Origin of the sequence: Streptomyces sp. NBC_01551, from assembly GCF_026339935.1 — a bacterium.
In the GTDB taxonomy this organism is placed as follows: Bacteria; Actinomycetota; Actinomycetes; order Streptomycetales; family Streptomycetaceae; genus Streptomyces.
In genome coordinates this window covers 5,920,701-5,941,967 of sequence record NZ_JAPEPX010000001.1, presented here as the reverse complement: position 1 = coordinate 5,941,967, position 21,267 = coordinate 5,920,701, and the positions used below count along the sequence as shown (strand labels likewise).

The window sequence follows — 21,267 nt, the reverse complement described above, 5'->3', positions numbered from 1 at the left end:
AATGCGCACCATCCACCGACACCGGCAGTGCGCACCTCGCCCGGATTTCGACGTTTCCGCAGGAGCCAGTGCTCACGGATTCGCGGACCCTACATTCGACATCGTCCTGCTCGCGCTCGTCCTCCGCTACGTCGAGGACTGCGTCCGCGCCCTGGCCGAACTCGCCCGGGTGCTGCACCCTGACGGCCGAATCATCGTCTCCACCAGCACCCGGCCGCGTTCGAGAAACTGAGCCGACAGCCCGGATTCATCGCCTTCCAGCTCGTCAAAACCCCGGCCCGGTCCATCGCCTGACCGGGCGCCGACGTACCAGCTCACCCCTCGGGAGCTCAGCGAATGCCAACACCGCCGACCCTCGTGGTGGTCAGCGGTCCACCCGCCACCGGAAAGACCACCCTCGCGCACAACCTCGCCCACGAACTCGGCTGCCCCGCGATCATCCGTGACGAGATCAAGCAGGGCATGGTCATGAGCAGCGCGGCCTATCAGCCTGGACGGGACGACCCCCTCAACATCCCGGCCATGCAAGCCTTCTTCGACACCCTAAGCGTGCTCCTCGAGGCCGGCGTCACCGTCGTCACCGAGGCCGCCTACCAGGACCGGCTCTGGCGCCCCGGCCTCGAACCCCTAACGAAGATCGCCGACCTCCGGATCATCCGCTGCACCACTCCAACACCGACCATCATCGAGCGCATGACCGAACGCGCTGACTCGGACAAGCATCGCGCCGCCCATGGCGACCGTCAGCTCCTTGCCGACATCGCCGTCGGCGCCTACAGCCCCGAAGGGTTCGTCGACATCTCCCTCGACGCGCCTACCCTGCTCGTGGACACGTCCGACGGCTACCGGCCTGGGACAGCGGAGATCGGAGCCTTCATCCGAGCGCGCTGACCTCCAAAGCGGAGGGCACGCACGCGGCTGTGTCCACGCCCCTGGTCCGACTTCGACGGCCGGGCCGCAGCGGTTCAGTCGCTGGTGGCCTGGGTGGTGTCGGCATAGCTGTTGAAGACGTCGAGTTCGTCCTGCTCGAAGCGGCGGATACCACCCCGGATGGAGTCGTAGCCGGCCACGACGGAGGTCGCCGTGGCGTAGACATGCTCGTCGTCCTTGACCTCGAAGTGGAAGGTGAGCGAGACGCGCTTGACGTCGGCCACCCAGGCTTCGATGCGGACCGGGGTCTCCCAGGTCTCAAGCGGGTGCTGGTAGCGGATGGTCTGCTCGCGCAGGAGGAAGTTGCGGGCCAGGCGCTCGGCGGGGTCCTTGGGGACCAGCATGCTGAACATGCGCATACGAGTCTCTTCCAGGAGGACGCCGTAACGGGAGCTGTTGAGGTGTCCGTTCGCGTCGAGGTCCGACCAGCGAACGGGGCAGTCGTAGATGTGTCGGGACACAGTGACTCCTGAGGGCTGTGGGATCTGCCGTGCCTTCGAGGCGCCCGGCTGATCCGAGGACGGACTGGCGCACCCTCCGTCGTCAAAGGACCAGGGACTGCGGGGATCAGCCGTCAGGACGTTCTCTGCCGCCCGAACGGCCACGCCCCAGCCCCGGGCCCCACACGGAGACGGCGCCAGTCGTGACATTAAGTTGCTTTTCGTGGCCAATGGGCCTGCCACACCAGTTAGTGGGCCGGGCGCTCGCCCTCTTGGAGGTCGTTGAAGATCTCGCGAAGGAGGGCAGCCCGGAGGTCAACCTGGGGCAGTTGCCCATGGAGCCGGCTGATGGCCGCGTGGTCGGAGTCTGGAAGCGAGGCGCGCAGGAGCAGCTTCAGCTCCGCTCGGGCCTGGGGGTCGACGATCGGCTGGTGGATGCGGTCAACGACGGCTCCGGCCCCCAGCTGCGTGATGCCCCACTCTCCCGGGACTTCCTGGATAGCCCACACCACGGAGTGGTTTTCGGGCGACAGGGTGAGTCTGCACTTTGGCCCGGCCAGCGCGCTGAGTGCTGGGAGCGGGACGCCCTCGGGGCCGGCGAGTGCTGCGGCTTCGTCGGCGCTAGGGACGACGAGGCGGGCGGTGAGTGCACGGGCCGCACGGCGGCGGGCGGCATCGGCTTCGGCCTGGGCGGGGGGCTGCGGAGTCGAGGGCGCGCCAGCCTCGGCATGGGCCCAGGCGTTGCGCTTGCCACCAAGGGCGTCGGTCTCGTCGTCGGAGGACTCGGCCTCGACCCAGGTGATCACTACGAACCGGCAGTGGGGCATCGACGCCGGGTACAGGACGTGGGAGACGACTTCGATGGTCTCCCAGCCCAGGGCGGGGATGATCATCCGAAAGACATGACCGTCCCTGTCGGCTTCCAGGTCGGCTTCGGTGCGCCAGATCCGCTCCACGTCCGGGTTCCGGCGAACCTCGGCGATCAGGTCGACGAGCTCGGCGTTGTCCTTGTGGGTGGCCTGGGCGAACTTCAACAAGCGGACGTAGGCCGCAGCGTGCATTTCCCAACCGTGGTACTGGGTGCGGGCCTCCGGGTTCGTCAGTGCCCAGCGCATGAGGTTGGCGCGCGGCTCCATGACCCACGGCCACCACTCGGCCATCGCCGCGTTGTAGGCGAGGATGTTCCAGTTACGGTCGGTGAGGTACGTAGGCGAGGGCATCTGCCTGTCGATCAGCAGGCGAAGTGCCCGGCGCAGTTCCGCACTGGCGTCGATCTGCGGGTCACCGTCGAGCGTCGTGCCGATGTTGTAGAGCAGCAGGGCGTGGCGCTCGCTCTTGTCGAGTCCCAGCAGATCCGCGAGCGCCTCGCACTGGGGCTTGGTGAACCGGGGCGGGACGGCCCCCTTCTCCACGTTGCGGTACGTCCGGACCCCCATGCCGAGGGCCTTGGCCACTGGGGCCTGGGTGATCCCCGCCGCCTGGCGCCATCTCTTCAGCCAGCCGCCGAACCCCATGAACTGACCGGCGATTTCTCCGCCGTGTGAGCCCTTGTTCTCGGCGTGGTCATCGCCGAAGGGGACTATCCCCTGAGCAACCATGAGGCTCTTCCTTGTCTCCGCGTTCTACACGGAAGGCACCTGCCTGAGGGCATGAAAAAACGGGGGCAGCATGAATGCTGGCCCCCCGGCCTGGTGTCTCCCACAAAGACGATACGCCTAAGTAGAACCGACCAGTAATTTGTGGCCTCGACCACAGGGCAGTTGGTTAAACACGCAACCACGGCCGCCGGCGCCCAGCCGCCATCCATGACGAATCCGGGCATTCCCTCACTTGCGGTTTTCCATGATCAGGAAAGCGGCAAATCCTTGCCGATTTTTGTTGCAAGGGGGCGAATGATCATTCATGCCGACGACGACCACTCCCAGCAAGTCGATTCCTGCCATCCAACCCCCTTACAAATACAGGACGTTACCTGAATCCTCCACGCGGCCTCCACGCATCCCACACAATCATCTACGCGCGTGGATTCGCCCTTGAGGTGCCGTTGACGAAGGCTTTGCCTGCGGGCTTAAATCCAGACCTGACCAGCCGGTACAGAGCGACAGCCTGCCGGTTCATGAACGTGGGGGCCCTTTTGAAGATCTTTCTTGGCGTGCCTGAAGTGCACATGGGTGGCACTGCCGCACGACGACTCACATCTGCACGCCCTGGCGCATCGGCGAAATGCTTGGCCCATGCAACTTTTCACGCTCTGTAGAGCCAGGTCTGGATCTTGTCCGGGCGTCTGCGTATGTTCGTCGTCCCCCACCGGGAGGCAACCCGGTGACCGGCGAAAGAACGCATGCAGGTCGCACCAAGCGGCTAGTCCGTAAACGCAGTCGGCGCCCGGGAGAAGGCAACTCCCGGGCGCCGGACGCGAAGAGTCATATCTCCAGCCGAGGCAACGGCCGGAGAGACCCATCATCACCGCGCTGGCCCTTCCTACGGGGCACACCAGCTGCGGCATCACTCAGGGAGAGTTTTGCATGGGCACGCCCCTGCGCGAAAGGCCGGACCCTCGGGCCGCCGCTGCGGACTGTGCAGCGGATGCCGCCCACCCGCCCATTTCGGGCCTCTGGCGCGGGGGTGACGCCTGATGGCACGCATTCGTACCATCAAGCCCGAGGCGTTCGAATCCGAGGACCTTGCCGCCGTCGATGTCACCGCGGTGCTCACGTTCTTCGGGCTGCTGACCCAGGCGGACGACTCCGGCCGGTTCCGGGACCACGCGGCCATCATCGCGGGACGGCTGTGGGCGCTGCGCCCGGAGCACACCCCCGCTCACGTCGCCCGCGACCTTGAGCAGCTGGCCGAGGTCGGCCTCGTGTGCCGGTACACCGGCTGCGACGGCAAGTCCTGGCTGCACATCGTGACCTGGGACCGGCACCAGAAGATCAACCGCGCTTCGGACTCGCGGCTGCCCCGCTGCCCGGCCCACGAGGCGGCGAAGGCGTGCGGCGAGTGCGACCGTGCCCAGTGCCACACCCAGACCCATGCGGCGGCCAGCCCCCGACAGGCGCCCGCCGAAGTCCACGGGGCGCCCGCCGGCACCGTCGGCGGAGGCGATTCCGCGAACGCTCACGGAGCACTCACGCGAACCGTTCCGTCCGATTCACCCGCTTCCACCCCCACCGTGACGCACGCCACTCTCGCCCAGGCGGATGAGATCGAGGCCACATCGCCCCCCTGCCCGCCTCCGGCAACCCCCGCGAGGGAATCCGCAGGTCAGGCCGGTACGGCCCGGGCAGACGACGTGACGGGCGCCACTTTCACTGAGGACTCACGGTCTGGATCTAGGATCTTGGATCCTGGATCTTCCCGTAGGGGGCGCGAGGCGCCCGCACTCGGCTCCTCCCCGGAAACGGTGCTGGAAGCAGCCGACGCGAGCGAGTGGTCGGCGAAGGTCTTGATGGCCGAGTACCTGCGCGGCTGCCCCGGAGGGCGTCCGCCGAAGAAGGTCCTCGGGCACCTGGGCAAGGAGATCCGCACACTGCTGGACGAGGGCTACGGCCCCGACGTCCTGAGGCCGGCGCTGGAGCGGCTGCGCGCCAAGGGGCTGAACCCCAGCGTCCTGCCGAGCCTGGTCAACGAGCTCCTCAACTCCGGGCCAGCGCCGTCGTCGAGCTCGAGCCCGTCCTCCGCCTCCGGCGCGGGGCCCTGGGCCAGCGCCTCCCCCGCCTACACGCCGTACCTCAACCCCACCGAGCCCGCCGGAATCTTCGGAGTCGCCCTGTGAACCGCACCAGCCTCGCCGACCCTCAGACCACAGCGGACAACGCCTCAATGGCCTGGATGCGGCGCAAGCTCGCCGAGCGCGGCATCGACCCGACCGCCCCCATCGCGGACACCCCGGAAGCGATCCCCGCGCTTGAGGCCGCCGAGCTGCGAATCCCGCGCGATTACCGCGAAGCCCGCGTCGAGCACCCCGCCGTAGCCGAGTGGGTCCGCGCCGTCGCCGACAGCGCCGTCGGCCACGCGGCGAGCCCGCTGAACCCGCACTTCGGGGCTGCCGGGCAGCGAGAGATCACCCACGGCCGCAGCCTGCTGCTGTGGGGCTCCACAGGCGCCGGCAAGACGCACCAGGCGTACGCCGCAATCCGCGCCTTGACCGCCTCCGGGTGCGGGGTGCGCTGGCACGCCACGACCGCCGCCGACCTGTACGGCGAGATGCGGGCCCGGGGCGGTGGCGATCCGGAGTACCTGCTGCGGCGGATCGTGCGGATACCGCTGCTGCTCCTGGACGACCTCGGGGCCGCGAAGGCGTCCGAGTGGAACGAGGAGATCACGTTCCGGCTGCTGAACTGGCGTGCGCAGAACCAGCTGCCGACGATCGTCACTTCGAACCTGCCGCCGGTGCGTACCCCTGGGATGGCGACCGGTCAGCCGGTGCTTCGGGACAAGGTCGGCGACCGAGTGATCTCCCGCCTGTCCGGCATGTGTACCCCGGTCCACCTTGACGGCCCCGACCGCCGCTTCCGCGCCGCCTGACCACCTGCGCCCACCACCTTCCACCGCCGGCCAGCGAGCCGGTCAGCCGGCACCCACCGCCGAGTGCCGCACCCGCTCGCCGCTATCCGGCATGCCCTGGAGACCCATCCCATGCGCGAAATCACCACCAACACCCAGCCCGTGCCCGACCTGCGTGGCATCGCCGACATCTCGTGGCACGACCGAGGGAACTGCCACGACCTGGACACTGCCGAAGCGGACCGGATGTTCTTCCCCGCGCCGCGGGCCCACGCCGACATCGCCGAGGCCAAGACCCTGTGCGGCGCCTGCCCCGTGCGGCAGGACTGCTTCACCCACGCCATGGACAACGACATCCGCTGGGGCCTGTGGGGCGGACTGACCGAGGCGGAACGCAAGCCCTGGCGGGCCAAGGTCGCCAAGCGACTCGACTACCAGCGGGTCCGCGCCGCCCTCATGGGCCGGGACGTCCACCTTTCCGCCGCCGAGCGCGAAGCCGTCACCCGCGCCGCACACGTACGCGGCTGGAGCACCTCACGGCTGGCCTACGTCCTCGGGGTCGATTTCGACCACGCCCGCGACCTCCTGCGCCGGGCTGCGCACGCAGTGGCAGACCGCGACCGGTACTGGAAGGTCCCCGCCGCGGACAGCCAGGCCAGCCCCGCCGGCAGCGACGACGGAAGTGCACCCGAGGAAACGTTCTGCCAGGTACCGCGCCAGGCCGAGACACGCGAGCTCAACGACGCTCTGCGGAAGGCGGCATGACCTGCCCGGCGCCACCTCCCGACCGGTCGACCATGCGCGCCGCCGGCGGCCACACACCACGCCCCACAACAAGCCCGGAGAAAGGGAGCCCTTGACCGAGGAGACCGCCGACCGATACGCCCTGATCGCTGCCGGGACGGTGATCATCGTCCTGACTGGCGCCGGATTCTGGCTCTCCTACGCCCACCTCGCCGAAGTCGCTGGGAGGCACGGCCTGGACCGCTCGCCCATCCGGCAGTGGGCTTGGCCCGCCACGCTGGACATGTTCATCGTCGCCGGCGAGCTGCTGATGCTGCGAGCGGGTCTGCGCCGGGTGACGGACTGGTGGGCAATCGGGCTGACGGCCGCAGGGTCGGCCGGATCAATCGCGCTGAACGTCGCCGGCGTCAGCGGCACAACCGGCAGTCCGGTCCCGGTCCTGGACTACGTGGTCGCCGCCGTCCCGCCGACGGGCGCCATGCTCGCCTTCGGAGTCCTGATGCGGCAGATCCACCAGCGCATCGCCCGGCCCCTCCGGAACGGCGCGACCGAAACCCGGACCGGCTCCGGTCCGAGCCGGACCACCGCACCGCCGGACACGACGGAATCCCGGACCGGACCGAACCCGGCCCACGACGAAACCCGGACCGACGCCCCCGCCGGACCGGACCGGCCCAGCCCCAAACCCGGACCGAGGCGGACTCGGACCGGGCCGGCACGTCCCCGGACGGTCCGGGCGAAGGTCCACGGCGGACGGTCCGAGCGCCGGACCGGACCGCGCCGCCTGTCCGAGGAAGAGGTTGTCGAGCTGGTCCTCCCGGACGTCCCCGCTGCCCTGGCCGCGGACGGGAACGAGCAGATCACCCGAACCCAGCTGCGGAGCATCATGCGCGCCCGTGGCATCCCCCTCGGCAACGAGCACATCGGTCCCGTCCTGACCGCGCTTCGCTCTGCGACCGCCTCCCCCAAATCCCACGAAGGAGCCACCCACCGATGAAGACCTGCACCCGATTCGCCGACATGAAGGCCGGTTACGAGCGCGACATCGCCTTCCTGCGCGGCCATGCCGCCCGTCACGAGGGCAGCACCGCAGCGAAGGCGAGCACCCGGCACGCCTGGGGCGTGAAGCAGAACATGGCCAGGGCCCTGGCCAGGCACTTCGAACGCTGCCCCCTGTGCCGGTGACCGAACCCTGTCCCTACGGCGGCCCGGACCAGCACCCGGGCCGCCGTCCCGTTCCCCCACCACCTGGCCTCCTGGAAGGAGCCAATGCACCCATGCAGTCCGCTGAAAACCAGCCCGAACCGGCGTCGAACAGGACCGTCAAGTCGGCTGAATCCTGGGCCCGTGACGACCCTTCTCCCGACGCCAACTCGCTCCCAGAAGGAGCAAGTTATCGGCCAAGACACTCTTCCCCGTCGGGGAAGCGCGTCTTGGCCTATCCCGCCCCAGGGGTGGCGGGAGCGGACCGGAGCCAGGGGGCACCGGTCCACAAGGCAGCGACCGAGGGCGGATCGCAGCCGGAGGCGAAGCCCGCGCCGCGCCGCAAGCGCCGCGCCACGAAGAACGCTTCGCGCAAGCGCTCGCCGAAGACCGCCGCCAACAAGCGCTCGCATGTCTGCAGTGTCCGTCTCAACGACGACGAGAAGAACCGCCTTGCCACCGCAGCAGCTGCATCCCGTACGAGCCTGCCCGCGTTCCTCGCCCGCAGCGGGCTTGCCGCCGCCCGCGACCCAGACCGTGCCGCCGCCGCCATCGCCGGTGAACGAGAAGTGGTCGCGGAGCTCTTCGCCGCCCGCCGGCACCTCGGCCACGTCGGCAACAACCTCAACCAGCTGGCCCGGGCGGTCAACTCCGGCGGCCAGCCTGCGGACGTCCAGCTCCATGCCGTGCTGATCGCCGTGCAGCGGGCGATCAGCCGAGTCCAGACCGCCACCGACCAGCTCATCGAACACCGCTAGGAACCCCCACCCGTCATGGTCCCCAAGATCCACAAGCGCGGGACGCGCACCATCGGCCTTCTGTACTACCTGTACGGGCCCGGCAAGGCCGAGGAACACATTGACCCGCACCTGGTGGCCTCCTGGGACCACGCCGCCCCCGACCCCGGCCGCGACCCCGCAGTCACCTACAAGCAGCTCCAGGAACTCCTCGACCAGCCCCTGGCCAACCTCCACGAGAACGAGCGGCCGACGAAGCATGTGTGGCACCTGTCGGTACGCAACGCGCCCACCGACCGGACGCTGTCCGACCAGGAGTGGGGCGACATCGCCCGCCGGATGGTCGCCGCCGCCGGCATCGACGTCCCCGAGCAGGGCTCCGGTTGCCGCTGGGTCGCCATCCGGCATGCCGACGATCACATCCACATCCTGGCCACCCTGGTCCGCGAGGACGGCTACCGGCCCGACCTCGACTTCGACGCCGTCCGCGTCCAGGCCGAAGCCCGGCTCCTGGAGAAGGAACTGGGCCTGCGCCAGCTCAATCCGGGTGACGGCACCGCCGCCCAGCGGCCCACCAGCGCCGAACGCCACAAGGCCGATCGCATGGGCCGCGAGCGCACGCCCCGGGAGGAACTGCGGGAGACCGTACGACGTGCAGCAGCCGGCGTTGCCAGCGAGGAGGAGTTCTTCGAGCGGCTGGGCGCCTCCGGGGTGCTGGTCCGCAAGCGCGTTGCACCCTCCGGAGACCTTCTGGGCTACACGGTCGCCCTGCCGGGGGACCTCAACAAGGACGGGGAACCGATCTTCTACCCGGGCTCGAAGCTCGCCGCAGATCTGTCCCTGCCCCGAATCCGCGAGCGCTGGTCCGGCCGCAGGCAGGATGAACCGATCGTCGAGCCGGTGGCCGCGTCGGGGCCGGCGCAGGCCCGGCGTCGGGCGAGCGCGGCGGTGTGGCAGGCGATCCTCGTCATGGCCGGGGCGGACGACGCGGCGACGGCCGCGTACATCGCTGCGGCCGGCGAGATCCTCGACGCCCTCGCGAAGACGAGTGCCGCCCACACCCGCCGTGAGCTGCGTGATGCCGCCTTCGTGTTCGAGCGGGCATCCCGTTCTCACGTACGAGCCGAGCGTGGGCACGACCGGGCGCTGCGGCAGGCCGCTCGCGATCTCGTCTACAGCGGTCCCGCCCTGGGGCGCGGGGAGGACGGGGCGACGACTGCGATGGTGATCGACGCCGTGTTCTTCCTTGTGATCGTGGCCGGGCACTGGCATGCGAAGAAGGCACACGCGCAGCAGGCCGCCGCCGCCCACCTGGCAGCAGAGCACCTGCGGACCGCCTACCGAGCCGCCGCCGCGCAGCCCATGGGCGTGCTGGCCGTACGGGGCCGATCGCTGGCTCTTCCTGTGCTGCGCCGCCAGGTCCTCCGGGTCCGGGAAGCGCTGCCGGCGGAGCTGGCGGAGCGGGTCCTGGCCGAAGCCGGATGGTCGGCGCTGGCGGCGACCCTGGCCGATGCCGAGGCAGCCGGATACGACGCCACCACCCTGCTGGCCGACGCCGCCGCCCGACGGGAGCTGGGGAGCGCCGAGTCGGTGTCCGACGTGCTGGTGTGGCGGCTGCGCCGCGTTGCGGACCTGCCGGCCGACGCACAGACGATGCCCTTGCCCGACGGCGCCGCCGCCTCGTCGGGCCCCGCCGGACCGAAGGCCGAGAGCCCGGCATCGAAGGGCACGCAGCGCCGCCGGAAGTGACCAGGCTTTCAGGAGTTTGTGAGTTGCCGCAGGTGGGGCCCATGGGGCACGCTTCTTGACCCACCGCCGTGTGCGGGGAGCCGACTGGGAGGGGAGCCCGAGTGTTCGGTCGCAGGAAGGCCAAGCAGGATCGTACGGAGCTGGGGCCGGCGGGTGTCCCGTGGCTGGCGCACCCGGAGCCGCAGTGGCCCGACCCGGTGCAGCAGACGCCCGCCCCCGCTCCGGCCGCCCCGGTGGTGGACGACTTCCTGCCGCCGGACTTCCGCATGGACACCGATGACGACCTGGCGGGCCGACTCATGCCATGGCCGCGCCCCCTGGTCATCGAAGGCGATGTCCGTGCCTGCCCACAGTGCGAGGCGTACCGGGACTGGGTCGTCCTGTGCACCGAGGGGCGGATCTGGCTGCGCTGCCGCGACGGCCACGAGACTCTGGAGCCGCGGCTGGACGTGGCCTGGTACAACCGCAACAGCGGACCGAGCAACGGCAAGTTCGGCACGCTCGAGGAGGGCCTGCGCTCCATCGGCCACTGATCGGGTACCGCGCCCCTGGACCCCTGTGTTCCTTCCCTGCCGCTCCTAGGAGGCGGCCACGGTCAGCACACCCGCATCCGACCCAGGGAACCCGCATGCGCCTGCGCCATTCCACAGTCCTCACCAGCACCTGCCTCGCCCTCTGGGCGCTGACCAGCTGTTCCGCCCCGCCCTCCGACACGGCGTCCGCAGCGCCTCGGGCGGAGACCTCCATGCCCATCGCCGGCAACCACGAAGTACTGCCGTCGGAGCGGCTGGCGGACCGGCTGCTCACCGCCGACGACCTCGGCCCCGGCTACGCCGCCCGCCCCGCCGCATCCACGGCTTCGCCCGAGGCATCCGTCGAGGGCTGCCCGCAGCTGGAGCAGCTGGGCAGCGCCGCGGACAACCCGTACGCGATGTTCCCGAACCATGGGAAGCGGGTCCTCACTGGCCCCGGCGGCACCCAACTGACCGAGGAGCTGTACTCCGCGCCGCCCAAGGACCTTTCCGCGGGGGTCGGGCGGATCATGACCGCGATGGGTGCCTGCCCGTCGTACCAACTGGTCACCGCCACCACCGTGGCGGAGGTCCGCACCCAGACGGTGCCGGTGCCCCGTCTCGGTGACGAGCAGTGGGGGCAGGTCCTCACCGTCATCGCCGGCGGGCGGCGCACCGTCGTCCAGCAGACCGTGATTCGCGACGGAGCCGTGCTGCTGGTCATCTCCGGCAGCCCAGCGGAAGTCGCCGTCCACGGGCAGACCGCCCTGGCCAAGGCAACAGCCCGCTGAGCCGCCCCGCGGCGGCGTTCACCGAGAGGCAGTCCCTGCTCGGCACAGCCAACGCCCAGGCGGTGCACCGTTCCGGCATCCGTGCCCGTGCTGCGCATCTCACGGAGAACCTGGCCGCAGACGGGGGTCTCCCGGCTGTGCACTGGCACAAGCCCGGCGGCCAGCCGCCCGGAGGTACCACGGGCCACGGCCTCTGACCGGTGGCCAAAGGCGACCGCCTTCGCTTGGCGCCCCGCCCGACTCGCGCACAAACGCTGAGGCCGGGCGGGGTGTCGGTCGTCGGCAGGTATCGCGACCACCTCCTGAGGCGCACATCGATCAATGACTGTAATGCGACGCAAAAGGCCGACGGCCGGACCCAAGGGGGTCCGGCCGTCGGCGTATCAGACAGTCGGTTGCACAGTGAGCTGGCCCTCGCTGCTCTCCGGCAAGGTGTGGCGCAGCACCGGTGCGGGTGAGGCCAGAGAGGCGGCGAAGGCCGCAACGAGATCGTGTGGCGTGCTGGCGGAGAACATGGCGGCCCACAGGAGCCCGCCGCCCATCCTCGGTTCGCACCATGCCTGCCATCCCGCCGCTTCCGCCTCGGGATCGAGGGCGAGCGGGTCGCCGTCCTGAATGCCCTCGTCCGGCAAAGCGGTCAAGGCCATGGTGGCGGCCAGCCGCGGGTCGGACATGGCGGTGGGGGTGTCGATGTCGCGGATCCAGCCGTTGTCGGCCAGCGCGTCGAGAACCGTCTGCGGTCCGGCGTAGCCGTGGGCGGGATCCGGGTGATCCTCCAGGGCGAGCAGGAAGTCGGTGACAGCCTCGGGCGGATTGCCGGCGGAGAAGTACGCATTCCACTGGGGAAGGCTGGCGGGGGTGGCGCGGGCAGAGACCGTCCATGCCACCGGCTGATCACCCAGGAGGATGGGTTCGTCGGCCAGCACCCACTGCGCCCAGCTCAGCGCATCCGGAGCGACGTACAGGACGGTGCTGCGGAGAACCTGCCGGGCGTCGTCCGATTCGTCGGGCTCACGCCGACCTCGGACGAGGGTGAGGCTGGTCCAGCCCGCCGCGGTGAGGTGCGAGCCGACCTGGTCGGCAAGGAGGCCGTCGTCGCCGGCGAGATGGCGCGGGGTGACCCAGTACGCGGGAAGGGAAGGGAAGTCAGGGGACGGGGGCAGAAGTGCTCCTTGTCGTCAGGGGGTGTCGCGGCCCATATCGTCGTCGGAGACAGCGCGCAGCCGCCGTCCACGGGCCGGCGGCTCAACCGGAGGCATCCAGGTAAGGGCCTCGGCGACCGGCCTGGGGAGGTACCCGTATTGCACCGCCTCCGCGTCCTCTGCGAGATAGACGACCGGTCGCCCGTCCTGGTCCGCGCCCACGGTCACGGCGCCCATCTTGTGAGCCATGGGAAAGAAAGGGTTGATCGCGAGCCGCACGCGGGCGGCAGGGTCCGCCGCGGACAGGTGTTCCATCAGGTCAGCGACGGTCATCTCGGCGCCGGGCTCGGGCTGGGGGGCCACGGTTCTCCTCACGGGTGGAAAGCGTTGTGGTGGGTGCGGATGTGCGCAGCGCGGCCTACGGGAACGGACCACGGAAGGACGCGCGAGCCACTGGAGGACGGGGGCGAGCGTCCCGGCCTCAAGGCGGCGTGGGCACTACTGCCGTCGAGCGGTGGCGAGCACCTCGGAAACGGTAGCGGCCACGAGCCGTGCCGGGGTTTGCGGGTCGAAGACGACACGGTAGCCGGGAACCTTGGCGGTGCCGGTGACGGCCAGGACCCAGCCCTCCTCCTCAGCTCCGGGCCGGCCGTCGGGAAACCAGCCGAGATAGAGCCTGCCGTCGGCCGACGAGATGTGGGTGTCGGCCCGGTCGTCGACGATGAGGTTGAAGTCGCCGTTCGCCTCGGGGAAGCAGTCAATGACCTCGGTCGGCTGGCCAGGCCCCAGAAGCCAGCTATGCAGTCGCAACTTCTCGATCGTGGTGCGGAATCCGGCGTTCGACAGCTCCACGGTCACAAGCATCACCTCTCTGACCTGGGAAAACCCCGAGTGGGGGGAAGGTCGTCTAGGTTGACATGCGCTGCAACGTTGCACCAGTCCTTGCAGGATCTTTCCTGTCTGCCACCGGCGAACTCGACCTTGGGGCGGTGCACTCGTCCGGTTTCGGGCACGGCCCACCTCGGCCGTCACGCCCTGAGTGATGCCCCAGCACGGCCGAAGGAGTGCGGGGCCGCTGACAAGAAGGGAGGTTTGAGGAAGGATCGGGCGATGTGACGCAGGTACAGGCAACAGTCCTGAAGAAGTTGGACAGCGCGAGCAACCCGTTCACCTCCTACCAGGAGATGGTCACCGCTCTGGCGGCTGCCGTCGGCGAGGCGGGGCGCACCGAGGCTGAGGTGGATCACCTGCATGCGCTGTGCGCGGCGATGCTCTTCTTCCACCAGCCCGACGGTGCACTGAAGGGCTCCTACCCAGGGGCCGGGGCCTGAGCCCTGGCCGACCGCAGCGAACCAGCTTCCTCCCCAGGTCCACGCTGTCTGGACCGCGTACGCGGACACGGCTGGCCATCCGATGGTGCGCGCCCGCCTGCACCACCTTCTTTGGGAGGCCCGACACGGAGGCCGTCCCATCGACCACGTGTCGGCGGCCATCGCCAGCTACCGCGAGGCCGTCCCCGTGCTCCTGGCCGATATAGGGGACCGCGCCGTCAGTGCTCGGTGCAAGGCGGTCGATGCCCTGCTAGCCGCGCACGAGCTTGCCGCCAGGCTCCGCCAGCCGCAGCTGGCTGATGTCACCACCGAGATGATCAGGCTCGCCGACACTGCCCTCGACTGGCCGGAGCCCTCCCCAGGCATCGTCCACGCTGCGATCGAGCCCCTCTTGGCGGACAAGAACCTTCACCAGCTCATCCGCCCCGTGCTGGAGCGTGCCGTCGACCGCTTCCGCGCGGACTCCCATAACCACATCGGATCCCTGCAGATGATGCGCCGCATCGAGCCCGATCCTGCCGACCAGCAGCAGATCGAGCAGCGGATCCTCGCTGCCTACACCGACCACGCCGAGCAGCTCGACGGGCTCCCCAAGCTGATGCGACTCGAAGAGGCCGCCGTGTTCGCACGCGACCACGGGTTGACCGATGCCTTGGACGAGATCCGGCGTACCCAGCAGAAGCTCCGTCCCGAGGACCTGGGCCTGACCCGAACGATCACTCCGTTCCAGTTCCCGACGGCGCTGGTCGACGCCTCGCGCGCGGCCATCGACTCCGCTGCCGACCTCCCTGCAGCTCTGCGGACCATCGCCACCGCGGTCCCCGTCCTGGCAGACCCGATCGACGCCGAGCAGCACGGACTGCTTCGCTTGCCGACGGCACACCTGAACTTGAACGGCCCGGTGGTCACCGCGTTCTCGGAGGAGGGCATCGCCACGGGGACCGGCCGGACCGATGCCCACGTCTTCTCCCTGGGCATCCACGGCGTCCTCATCGAGGCCCAGCTCGACCAGCTCCACGAACGGTTCGCCCCTACCGAGGAACAGCTGCTCGACCAGCTATCCAACCCGCCGCTCGCGCCGGCCACCCGCATGCGAGGACTGGCCCGCGCCCTGCGCGCCTTCTGGGAGCACGAGGACGACATCGCGATCACCCTGGCCCTCCCTCGCGTCGAGGGCCTGCTGCGTCGCCGTATTCAGGCCGCCGACGTCGCCTTCATCCAGCACCACCAGGGCGACCGGCCGGGCCAGGTCAGCCAACTCGGGTCCCTCATCACGGACATGGGCAAGGCCGGATACCCCGAGCCCTGGCCGACGGTCTTCCGGACGCTCGTTGGTGGACCCATCGACGGCATGAACCTGCGCAACAACGTTCTCCACGACCTGGTGGACACCCCACCCCGCCACCACATTGCCCTGGTGATCCAGGCTGCGCTCTCCTTGCTCTTCGTGCCGCTGGAGGACCCTGCTGACTCTGGCGCCCCGGCCGCAGACGACTGAAGACTCCCGAAGCACGAGCAGCCGTGCTCCTATAGACGATGCGCAACTGGCGGCGACGTTGCTGGCAGCCACCGGCCACAGGGGCGAAACGCAGTCGACCCCGGGAACCTGTCTGGTTCCCGGGGCCGGTGGTGGTGAGGTCAGTTGTCGTCGGTACGCCGGTGCTGGCCGGTGCCGGTGTCGCTCTCGTCGTTCTTACGGCGGCGGGCGGCGTAGACGGCGCCGCCTCCGGCGGCGAGAAGAAGGCCGCCGGCTGCCAGGAGCCACCCGTTGGTGCTGTCGGCGCCGGTGTGGGCGAGGGAGCCTTCGGGCTTGGTGTCAGGTTCGGTGGGGGTCGAGGTAGCGGTGCCGATCTCCGGGCTGCTGGAGGGGGATGCCGCATCGGTCGGCTCCCCGGTGCCGGTCGAGGGCGAGCCGGTCGGCGTGGGCTGGGAGGTGGGATCGCCGGTGGGCTTGGCCGTCGGCTTCCCCGTCGGTTCCTCGGTGGGCTTGGCCGTGGCCGCGTTCGTGAAGGCCGCGGTGGTCTCGGCTCCGGGCTTGGCCGTGATCTCCACCGGGGTGGTCTCCAGCCGGTAGCCGTCCGGGGCCTTGGTCTCGGTGGCGGTGTAGGCGCTGCCGGTCTTCTTGCCGACGGGGAGCGGGGCCTTGGCGGTTCCGTCCGGGCCGGTGGTGAGGGTGAAGGCGCCCTTGTCGTCCTTGGCGTCCTTCGGGGCGATGTTGACGATGGCTCCGGCCAGGCCCTTGCCTGTGGCCTTGTCGGTGACTTTGAGGGTGAGGCCGGCGGACTTGTACGGGTCGGTGATCGCCAGGACCTTGGGCTCGCCGGGGGCGACGACGACGTCCTGGTCGGGGACGGTGCCCAGCAGCGGGCTGCCGGAGGAGGTCTCCTTGAGGCGTACGACGCCGGGGGCGAGGTCGGAGAAGGTCAGGGTGCCGTCGGCTCCGGTCTTGCCCTCGGCGAGCGTCTTACCCGCTGAGTCGAGCAGTTGGAAGGCGGCTCCGGGGGCGGGCTGGCCTTCGGGGTCCGTCTTGGCGATGCGCAGTCCGGCCTTGTCCGTCGGCGCGGGGTCGCCTTGATCCTTGGGGGCTTCGGCGGACGGGGAGGGGGCTGCCGTGGCGATGGTGGCCGGGCCGGTCAGGACGGCGGCGGCGGTCAGGGCAAGCGCGGTGAAGAGGAAGGGGCGGTGCTTCATCAGGGGTGCTCCGGGCGGGATTGTGCGGTGCGGGACGGTGTGGCACGGGCTCCGAAAGTGGGGCCCGGCAGCGCGAGGGGTCAGCTGGGGGCGTCGCCCGTACGGCGGCGGCGGTTGATCAGGTAGAGGCCGCCGCCTGCGGCGAGCAGGGCGGTGGCTCCGCCGGCCAGCCAGGTGGTGGCGTCGGCGCCGGTGTGAGCGAGGGATCCGGGCGGCGTCGTCGGCGGGGTGGTGGCCGGGGGTGTCGCGGGCGGGGTGCTCGGGCTCGGCGGCGTGGTCGCGGTGGGCTTGTCGGCGAGGGTGACGGTGACGTCGGCTCCGGGACGGGCGGTGAACGCGACCGGTGAGGCGTCGAGTTGGTAGCCCTCGGGGGCCTTGGTCTCGCCGGCCCAGTAGCGGGTGCCCGCCTTGAGCGTGACGTCGAGGGGGACGGTCGCGGTGCCGTCGGTCCCGGTGGTGACGCTGGTGATCACCTTGCCGGGGGTGTGCTTGCCGGTCTTGTCCGTCTCATCGGCGCGGATGGCGATGACCGCGCCCGGCAGGGTCTTGCCGGTGTTCTTGTCGGTCTTCTTCACCGACAGGCGGGCCTTCTTGAACGGGTCGACGAGGTCCTGGGCGTTGGCCTGGGCGGTGCGTCCGGCGGTGATCGTGATGGTCTGCTCGGCGATCAGGTCGTGGACGGGGCTGCCGGAGGAGGTCTCGCGCAGCCGGTAGGTGCCGGCAGGGAGCTTGTCGAAGACGAGGTTGCCCTGTTCGTCCGTCTTGCCTGCGGCGACCTGCTTGCCGTCGGAGTCGAGGAGCTGGAACGCTGCGCCGACCAGGCGGGTGCCTTCGGGGTCCTTCTTGCGGATCGTCACGCCGCCGGTGGCCTCGCCGACGGTGATGGCGGCGGAGTCCTTGACGCTGGTGGTGCCCCCAGCGAGCAGCATCCGCTGGGCGGCCGGGTTCTTGGGCGTGAGGACCTGCAGCCCGATGGCGGGCAGCCCCTCGGCCGTCGCGGTGACGCTGGCGGTCCCGGGCTTCTCGGCGGTGAACTCCCAGGAGCCCGTGCCGTTGTCGTTCGTGGTGACCTTGCCGGAGGCGGTGCCGGAGCCTGACTCGGCGAGCGTGACGGCGACCTTCGGGACCGGCGTGCCGGCGGTGGTGGTGACCTTCACCGCGACGGTGACCTTCGTCCCGGCGGTGGTGGTCTTCACCGACGGCGTGATCTGGAGGGTGTAGGGGCCCGCGAGCTTCTTGGCCTCGGCGACGTAGCCCTGGGCGAGGGTGCGGGCGGTCGGGGAGACGACCGGGTACGCCAGGCGCTGCTTGCCGCGGTCGCCGTCGAGGGCGTAGGTGCCGCCGGCCAGGTACTCGTACACCACGGCGTCGACCGCGGCGGCCTGGGCGTTGTCGCGGGTCTGCCCGTACTTGCCGATCACGTAGGCGGCCTGGGCCAGGTTCTCCTTGGTGACGGGCTTCCCGGTCACCGACGACGTCCAGGACGGGACCGGCTGCGGGTCGCCGTAGCCGCCGGCGTCGGCCGGGCCCTTGCGTTCAGGGTCGGCGCAGTAGGTCTCGGTGTCGCCGTGGACGGCCGGTCCGGGCGGGCCGTAGGCGCCGATGTGGCTGGAGGCGGCGTGTCCCTCGGAGTCGGGGATGGTGTAGCCGGGGCCCAGCACCACGGAGGCTTCCGGGGCGGCCATGGCCGTCGCGGGCAGCAGGGTGCCTGCCGCGAGGGCGGCGACGGCGACGGCCAGGTGGGCGGGGCGGGCGGGGCGAAGGCGCATAAGGAGGAGAGGGTCCTGTCGGTGGAGAGGGGAAGTCGGGTGCGGGCGGCGGTGAGTCAGTAGGCGCGATGGGCCAATGACGGCCGAGGGGCGGGGCTTTAGGGAAGGAGGGTGGTCACCGCGCCCGGGCGGCAGAGATCCGAACTTGCCGGGCCGCGGCGGCGGGGGGCTGGCTGGTCCGTACCGGTGGAGCGCCGGGGATCCACAGGCGTACGTACTGGTCGATCGCGGCCCGCAGCCGGGTAACGCCGATGCCGACCCACGGGGGGGCTCGCTGTGGTTCCAGTCGTTGAAGGTGCCGTACTCGCCCTGGCCGGGCTTGTGTCCGAGGCGCCGGTCTCGGGTGTCGAAGGCGCCGTGGTCGGCGAAGCGCAGCACGGCGGTGTCGATCGGTCCTTTGTCGAGGTGCACGATCTGCAGTCGCAGCCCGTCGTAGCGGTCGGCGTAGATCGTGGGGGCGAAGTCGATGCGGAGCCGCAGCGGGAGGTCTGGGGCGGGGGCGGCGTAGTAGGCATGGCCGACGACGGCGGCCTCGGGGTAGGGCAGCGTGAGGTGGTCGGCGAAGAACTGTTCGGTGAACAGGGCCAAAGGGGTTCCTCGTTGTAGGTCAGCGGCGTACAGCGCCGCGGGCGGGAAGGGCAGCGGAGGGGGTGGTGGCGGTGCTCCAGCGCGGCACGCTGCCGACCGCGACGGGCGGGCGGACCCCGATGCGGGGGCGGAGATCGCGGGGAGTCGGCACCGGAGGGCGGGGCGGTACGACGGGCGTGAGCTGCGCGAGGGCGGCGAGCTGACGGTCGAGGCCCTGCTGCCAGCGGGCCACGGGAGTTGTATCGGTGAACGCCTCCGCGGTGGCCGCAATGAGGTGGGAGGGCGTACGGGGGCTGAACGTGATCTCCGCGCGGGTGCCCCAGCCGGGAGGGCCGGCCCACAGTTCCGTCCCGTCCAGCAGGTCGCGGCGGGAGCGGTTGATGTAGACACCCGCGTTGCCGTCGGGGGCAGCCAGCTCCACGGTGCCGACCTCGGCGCCCATGCGCTGCCAGCCGGCGGCGACCAGCGGTGCCACGCTGTCGGCCCAGTACGCCGACGGGGCCGCAAGGAAGCGGTCCTGGCCATCGGCCCAGTCCCGGGCGAGGGCGGTGGTGAGGGCGGCGACGAGCTCGGGCGGGGTGTTCTGGTTGACGATCGCGGTCCACTGCGGTCCGGAGACCGCGTCGGGCGCGGCGCTGATCGTCCACAGGTCGTAGTCGTCTCCGGCCCAGCCGATCCGGATGCGGTGGTCCGGGCTGGTTACGACGAGCTGGTGCGGGCCCTCGTCGAAGTGATGGTGGGGCCAATGCTTGACGGGGGCGAAGCCGGCATCGCCGTAGCCGGGCGATCCGGCGAGGTAGCGGGGGGTGACGTAGACGTCGCCGTCCACGGTGGCGGCGGACTGGGGGGCGGATGAAGGCAAGGGCGTCTCCACGAACGAAGGGGGTGCGGTCAGAGCGCGGCGGTCAGGGCAGCCGGGGCGGCGAGGGCCGGCCGGGGAGGGAGCGCGGAGGGCAACACGGTGTCCAGCCTCCGGATGACGGCGAGGTCGGCGAGAACCTCGCGCTTGGCACGGGCGCGCAAGGCCGGGGTGAAGGTGTCCGGCTCGAGCCTTCCGTCCGCGGTGGCGTACGGGCGAAGCCGGGCCAGGATGCGGGCGGCGGCGGCAGGCTGCGCGGCGACGAGGCGGTCGAGGGCCGCGTCGATGGCCTGGCGCCGTAGATCGTGGTCGGGGGCGGCGCGGCGCCGGTCGGTCACCGTGATCGCGTACTGGTGGATCAGGCGGTTGTGTTCGGCTCGGCGCTGCCAGGCCGCGACCAGGAACCGGCGCGCGTTGAGGACCTTGAAGGCGTCGGGTTCGGGGATGTCGGCGAACCCGTTGGGCAGGGAGCCCAGGGCCGAGGAGCTGGAGGCGCGGGCCACCGGCACGGTCAGGCTGGTCAGTTCCTCCAGTGCCGTGTTCCAGCGCCGCTGCAGCAGCGGGTGGCGCAGCGCCGGATCGCGGTCGTTCTGATTGCGGGCGTCATCGGCGACAGCGCTGCGGAAGGCCACGGCTCCCATGGACAGCAGGCGGTCGAACTCCGCTGGGCGGGGCGCGGGGAGGTAGCCATCGGCCCAGCCTTCCTCGACGGTGTCGAAGATGTCCTTGGCCAGCGGGCGCGCGGGCAGCCCTGCGGCGGCGTGAGCCTGGGCGAGGAGCTGGGCGAAGAGGACGGGATACGCCTGCGAGAGCCAGCCCCGGGTCGTGGTGACCGTGTCCGTCGAAGGAGTCTCCTCGGATTCGCGCGTGCGGTCTTCGGACCGGCGCAGCGCGGCGGTTTCCCGGTGGACTTGGTGGCGGGCGGTACGGACCTGCCTCAGCTGGCGGGCAGTGCGGGTGGTGCGCGGGTCCTGGCGGTAGGTCATCCGCTCGACGGCGACCTGGAGGTCGCCCTCGGCGAAGGTGAGGGCGTCACGCAGTTCGTGCAGGCGAGCGGGAGCGTGGAGCAGGTCGTGCTGGGCGGGGCGGAGGTGACCGCCGGCATCGGCTATCGCGGCCGTCACCAGGTGCTCGAAGCGCTCCTGCAGGTAGTGGGCGAACGCCTCGTCGTCAAGGGCGGCCACTTCGCGCAGGCGGAGGCGAAGGTGCTGCGGCTGGGTGGAGTCGGTGGGCTCGGGCATGGTGGTCCTGTTCGGGATGGCAGGCGGGGTGGGA

Annotated in this window: 23 protein-coding genes; 14 read left to right on the top strand and 9 right to left on the bottom strand. The window is 70.6% G+C overall.

Translation table 11 applies throughout. The annotated features are described in order from the left end of the window. The first annotated feature begins 1 nt into the window (after position 1). Both OG982_RS26905 and OG982_RS26900 read left to right on the top strand, forming a co-directional pair. Complete coding sequence (locus OG982_RS26905; protein ID WP_266949448.1) at positions 2-232, top strand: class I SAM-dependent methyltransferase; 231 nt, start codon at positions 2-4, stop codon at positions 230-232. Between the two features lie 104 nt (positions 233-336). Continuing rightward, the gene (locus tag OG982_RS26900; RefSeq protein ID WP_266949446.1) at positions 337-891 is read left to right on the top strand and encodes an AAA family ATPase; all 555 of its coding nucleotides are present in this window, start codon (positions 337-339) and stop codon (positions 889-891) included. 74 nt (positions 892-965) lie between these two features. Here OG982_RS26900 and OG982_RS26895 read toward each other — a convergent pair whose 3' ends face one another. Further along, a complete protein-coding gene (locus OG982_RS26895) occupies positions 966-1,391 on the bottom strand; it encodes a thioesterase family protein (protein WP_266949444.1) in 426 nt (141 codons plus the stop codon). A 227-nt stretch (positions 1,392-1,618) separates the two neighbouring features. Next, positions 1,619-2,968, bottom strand: coding sequence for a helix-turn-helix transcriptional regulator (locus tag OG982_RS26890; RefSeq protein WP_266949442.1), 1,350 nt, complete (start codon positions 2,966-2,968; stop codon positions 1,619-1,621). A gap of 1,037 nt (positions 2,969-4,005) precedes the next feature. Between OG982_RS26890 and OG982_RS26885 the strand changes: the two genes are divergently transcribed. The 9 genes from OG982_RS26885 (at position 4,006) to OG982_RS26845 (ending at position 11,612) form a co-directional block, all read left to right on the top strand. Further along, on the top strand, positions 4,006-5,145 hold the full coding sequence (locus tag OG982_RS26885; RefSeq protein ID WP_266949440.1) for a hypothetical protein: 1,140 nt from the start codon (positions 4,006-4,008) through the stop codon (positions 5,143-5,145). Positions 5,146-5,192: 47 nt separating this feature from the next. Continuing rightward, positions 5,193-5,897, top strand: coding sequence for an ATP-binding protein (locus OG982_RS26880; RefSeq protein ID WP_266949984.1), 705 nt, complete (start codon positions 5,193-5,195; stop codon positions 5,895-5,897). A gap of 111 nt (positions 5,898-6,008) precedes the next feature. Continuing rightward, positions 6,009-6,641: a WhiB family transcriptional regulator gene (locus tag OG982_RS26875; protein WP_266949438.1), complete on the top strand. Its 633-nt coding sequence runs from the start codon at positions 6,009-6,011 to the stop codon at positions 6,639-6,641. A gap of 91 nt (positions 6,642-6,732) precedes the next feature. Continuing rightward, positions 6,733-7,617: a DUF2637 domain-containing protein gene (locus tag OG982_RS26870; RefSeq protein WP_266949437.1), complete on the top strand. Its 885-nt coding sequence runs from the start codon at positions 6,733-6,735 to the stop codon at positions 7,615-7,617. Continuing rightward, positions 7,614-7,805, top strand: coding sequence for a hypothetical protein (locus OG982_RS26865; RefSeq protein WP_266578827.1), 192 nt, complete (start codon positions 7,614-7,616; stop codon positions 7,803-7,805). Before OG982_RS26870 ends, OG982_RS26865 begins: the two co-directional genes overlap by 4 nt. A 248-nt stretch (positions 7,806-8,053) precedes the next feature. Next, a complete protein-coding gene (locus OG982_RS26860; protein ID WP_266949436.1) occupies positions 8,054-8,581 on the top strand; it encodes a MobC family plasmid mobilization relaxosome protein in 528 nt (175 codons plus the stop codon). A gap of 15 nt (positions 8,582-8,596) precedes the next feature. Next, the gene (locus OG982_RS26855; protein WP_266949435.1) at positions 8,597-10,309 is read left to right on the top strand and encodes a mobilization protein; all 1,713 of its coding nucleotides are present in this window, start codon (positions 8,597-8,599) and stop codon (positions 10,307-10,309) included. A gap of 101 nt (positions 10,310-10,410) precedes the next feature. Beyond that, complete coding sequence (locus tag OG982_RS26850; protein WP_266949433.1) at positions 10,411-10,842, top strand: hypothetical protein; 432 nt, start codon at positions 10,411-10,413, stop codon at positions 10,840-10,842. A 95-nt stretch (positions 10,843-10,937) separates the two neighbouring features. Continuing rightward, entirely contained in the window at positions 10,938-11,612 is a 675-nt protein-coding gene (locus tag OG982_RS26845; protein WP_266949431.1) for a hypothetical protein, read from the top strand. A 383-nt stretch (positions 11,613-11,995) separates the two neighbouring features. Here the strand turns inward: OG982_RS26845 and OG982_RS26840 are convergent, their stop codons facing one another. From OG982_RS26840 to OG982_RS26830, 3 genes are all read right to left on the bottom strand, one after another. After that, on the bottom strand, positions 11,996-12,556 hold the full coding sequence (locus OG982_RS26840; protein WP_323139300.1) for a DUF317 domain-containing protein: 561 nt from the start codon (positions 12,554-12,556) through the stop codon (positions 11,996-11,998). A gap of 234 nt (positions 12,557-12,790) precedes the next feature. After that, a complete protein-coding gene (locus OG982_RS26835; protein ID WP_266949981.1) occupies positions 12,791-13,087 on the bottom strand; it encodes a hypothetical protein in 297 nt (98 codons plus the stop codon). A gap of 165 nt (positions 13,088-13,252) precedes the next feature. After that, complete coding sequence (locus OG982_RS26830) at positions 13,253-13,612, bottom strand: DUF317 domain-containing protein (RefSeq protein WP_266949430.1); 360 nt, start codon at positions 13,610-13,612, stop codon at positions 13,253-13,255. 254 nt (positions 13,613-13,866) lie between these two features. Between OG982_RS26830 and OG982_RS26825 the strand changes: the two genes are divergently transcribed. Together OG982_RS26825 and OG982_RS26820 are read left to right on the top strand one after the other, a co-directional pair. Next, the gene (locus OG982_RS26825; RefSeq protein ID WP_266949429.1) at positions 13,867-14,085 is read left to right on the top strand and encodes a hypothetical protein; all 219 of its coding nucleotides are present in this window, start codon (positions 13,867-13,869) and stop codon (positions 14,083-14,085) included. 148 nt (positions 14,086-14,233) lie between these two features. Further along, positions 14,234-15,583 (top strand): hypothetical protein, encoded by a 1,350-nt coding sequence (locus OG982_RS26820; protein WP_266949428.1) that lies wholly within the window; start codon positions 14,234-14,236, stop codon positions 15,581-15,583. 140 nt (positions 15,584-15,723) lie between these two features. Here OG982_RS26820 and OG982_RS26815 read toward each other — a convergent pair whose 3' ends face one another. After that, a complete protein-coding gene (locus OG982_RS26815; protein WP_266949427.1) occupies positions 15,724-16,776 on the bottom strand; it encodes a collagen binding domain-containing protein in 1,053 nt (350 codons plus the stop codon). An 80-nt stretch (positions 16,777-16,856) separates the two neighbouring features. Continuing rightward, positions 16,857-18,545: a collagen binding domain-containing protein gene (locus tag OG982_RS26810; protein WP_266949426.1), complete on the bottom strand. Its 1,689-nt coding sequence runs from the start codon at positions 18,543-18,545 to the stop codon at positions 16,857-16,859. A 276-nt stretch (positions 18,546-18,821) separates the two neighbouring features. On the opposite strand from OG982_RS26810, the gene OG982_RS26805 reads away from it, so the two are divergent. Beyond that, positions 18,822-19,151, top strand: a complete 330-nt coding sequence (locus tag OG982_RS26805) for a hypothetical protein (RefSeq protein ID WP_266949424.1) — start codon at positions 18,822-18,824, stop codon at positions 19,149-19,151. 1 nt (position 19,152) lies between these two features. Here OG982_RS26805 and OG982_RS26800 read toward each other — a convergent pair whose 3' ends face one another. Together OG982_RS26800 and OG982_RS26795 are read right to left on the bottom strand one after the other, a co-directional pair. Then, a complete protein-coding gene (locus OG982_RS26800) occupies positions 19,153-19,995 on the bottom strand; it encodes a DUF317 domain-containing protein (protein WP_266949422.1) in 843 nt (280 codons plus the stop codon). A 29-nt stretch (positions 19,996-20,024) separates the two neighbouring features. Continuing rightward, positions 20,025-21,233 (bottom strand): hypothetical protein, encoded by a 1,209-nt coding sequence (locus OG982_RS26795; protein WP_266949421.1) that lies wholly within the window; start codon positions 21,231-21,233, stop codon positions 20,025-20,027. Positions 21,234-21,267: the final 34 nt, after the last annotated feature.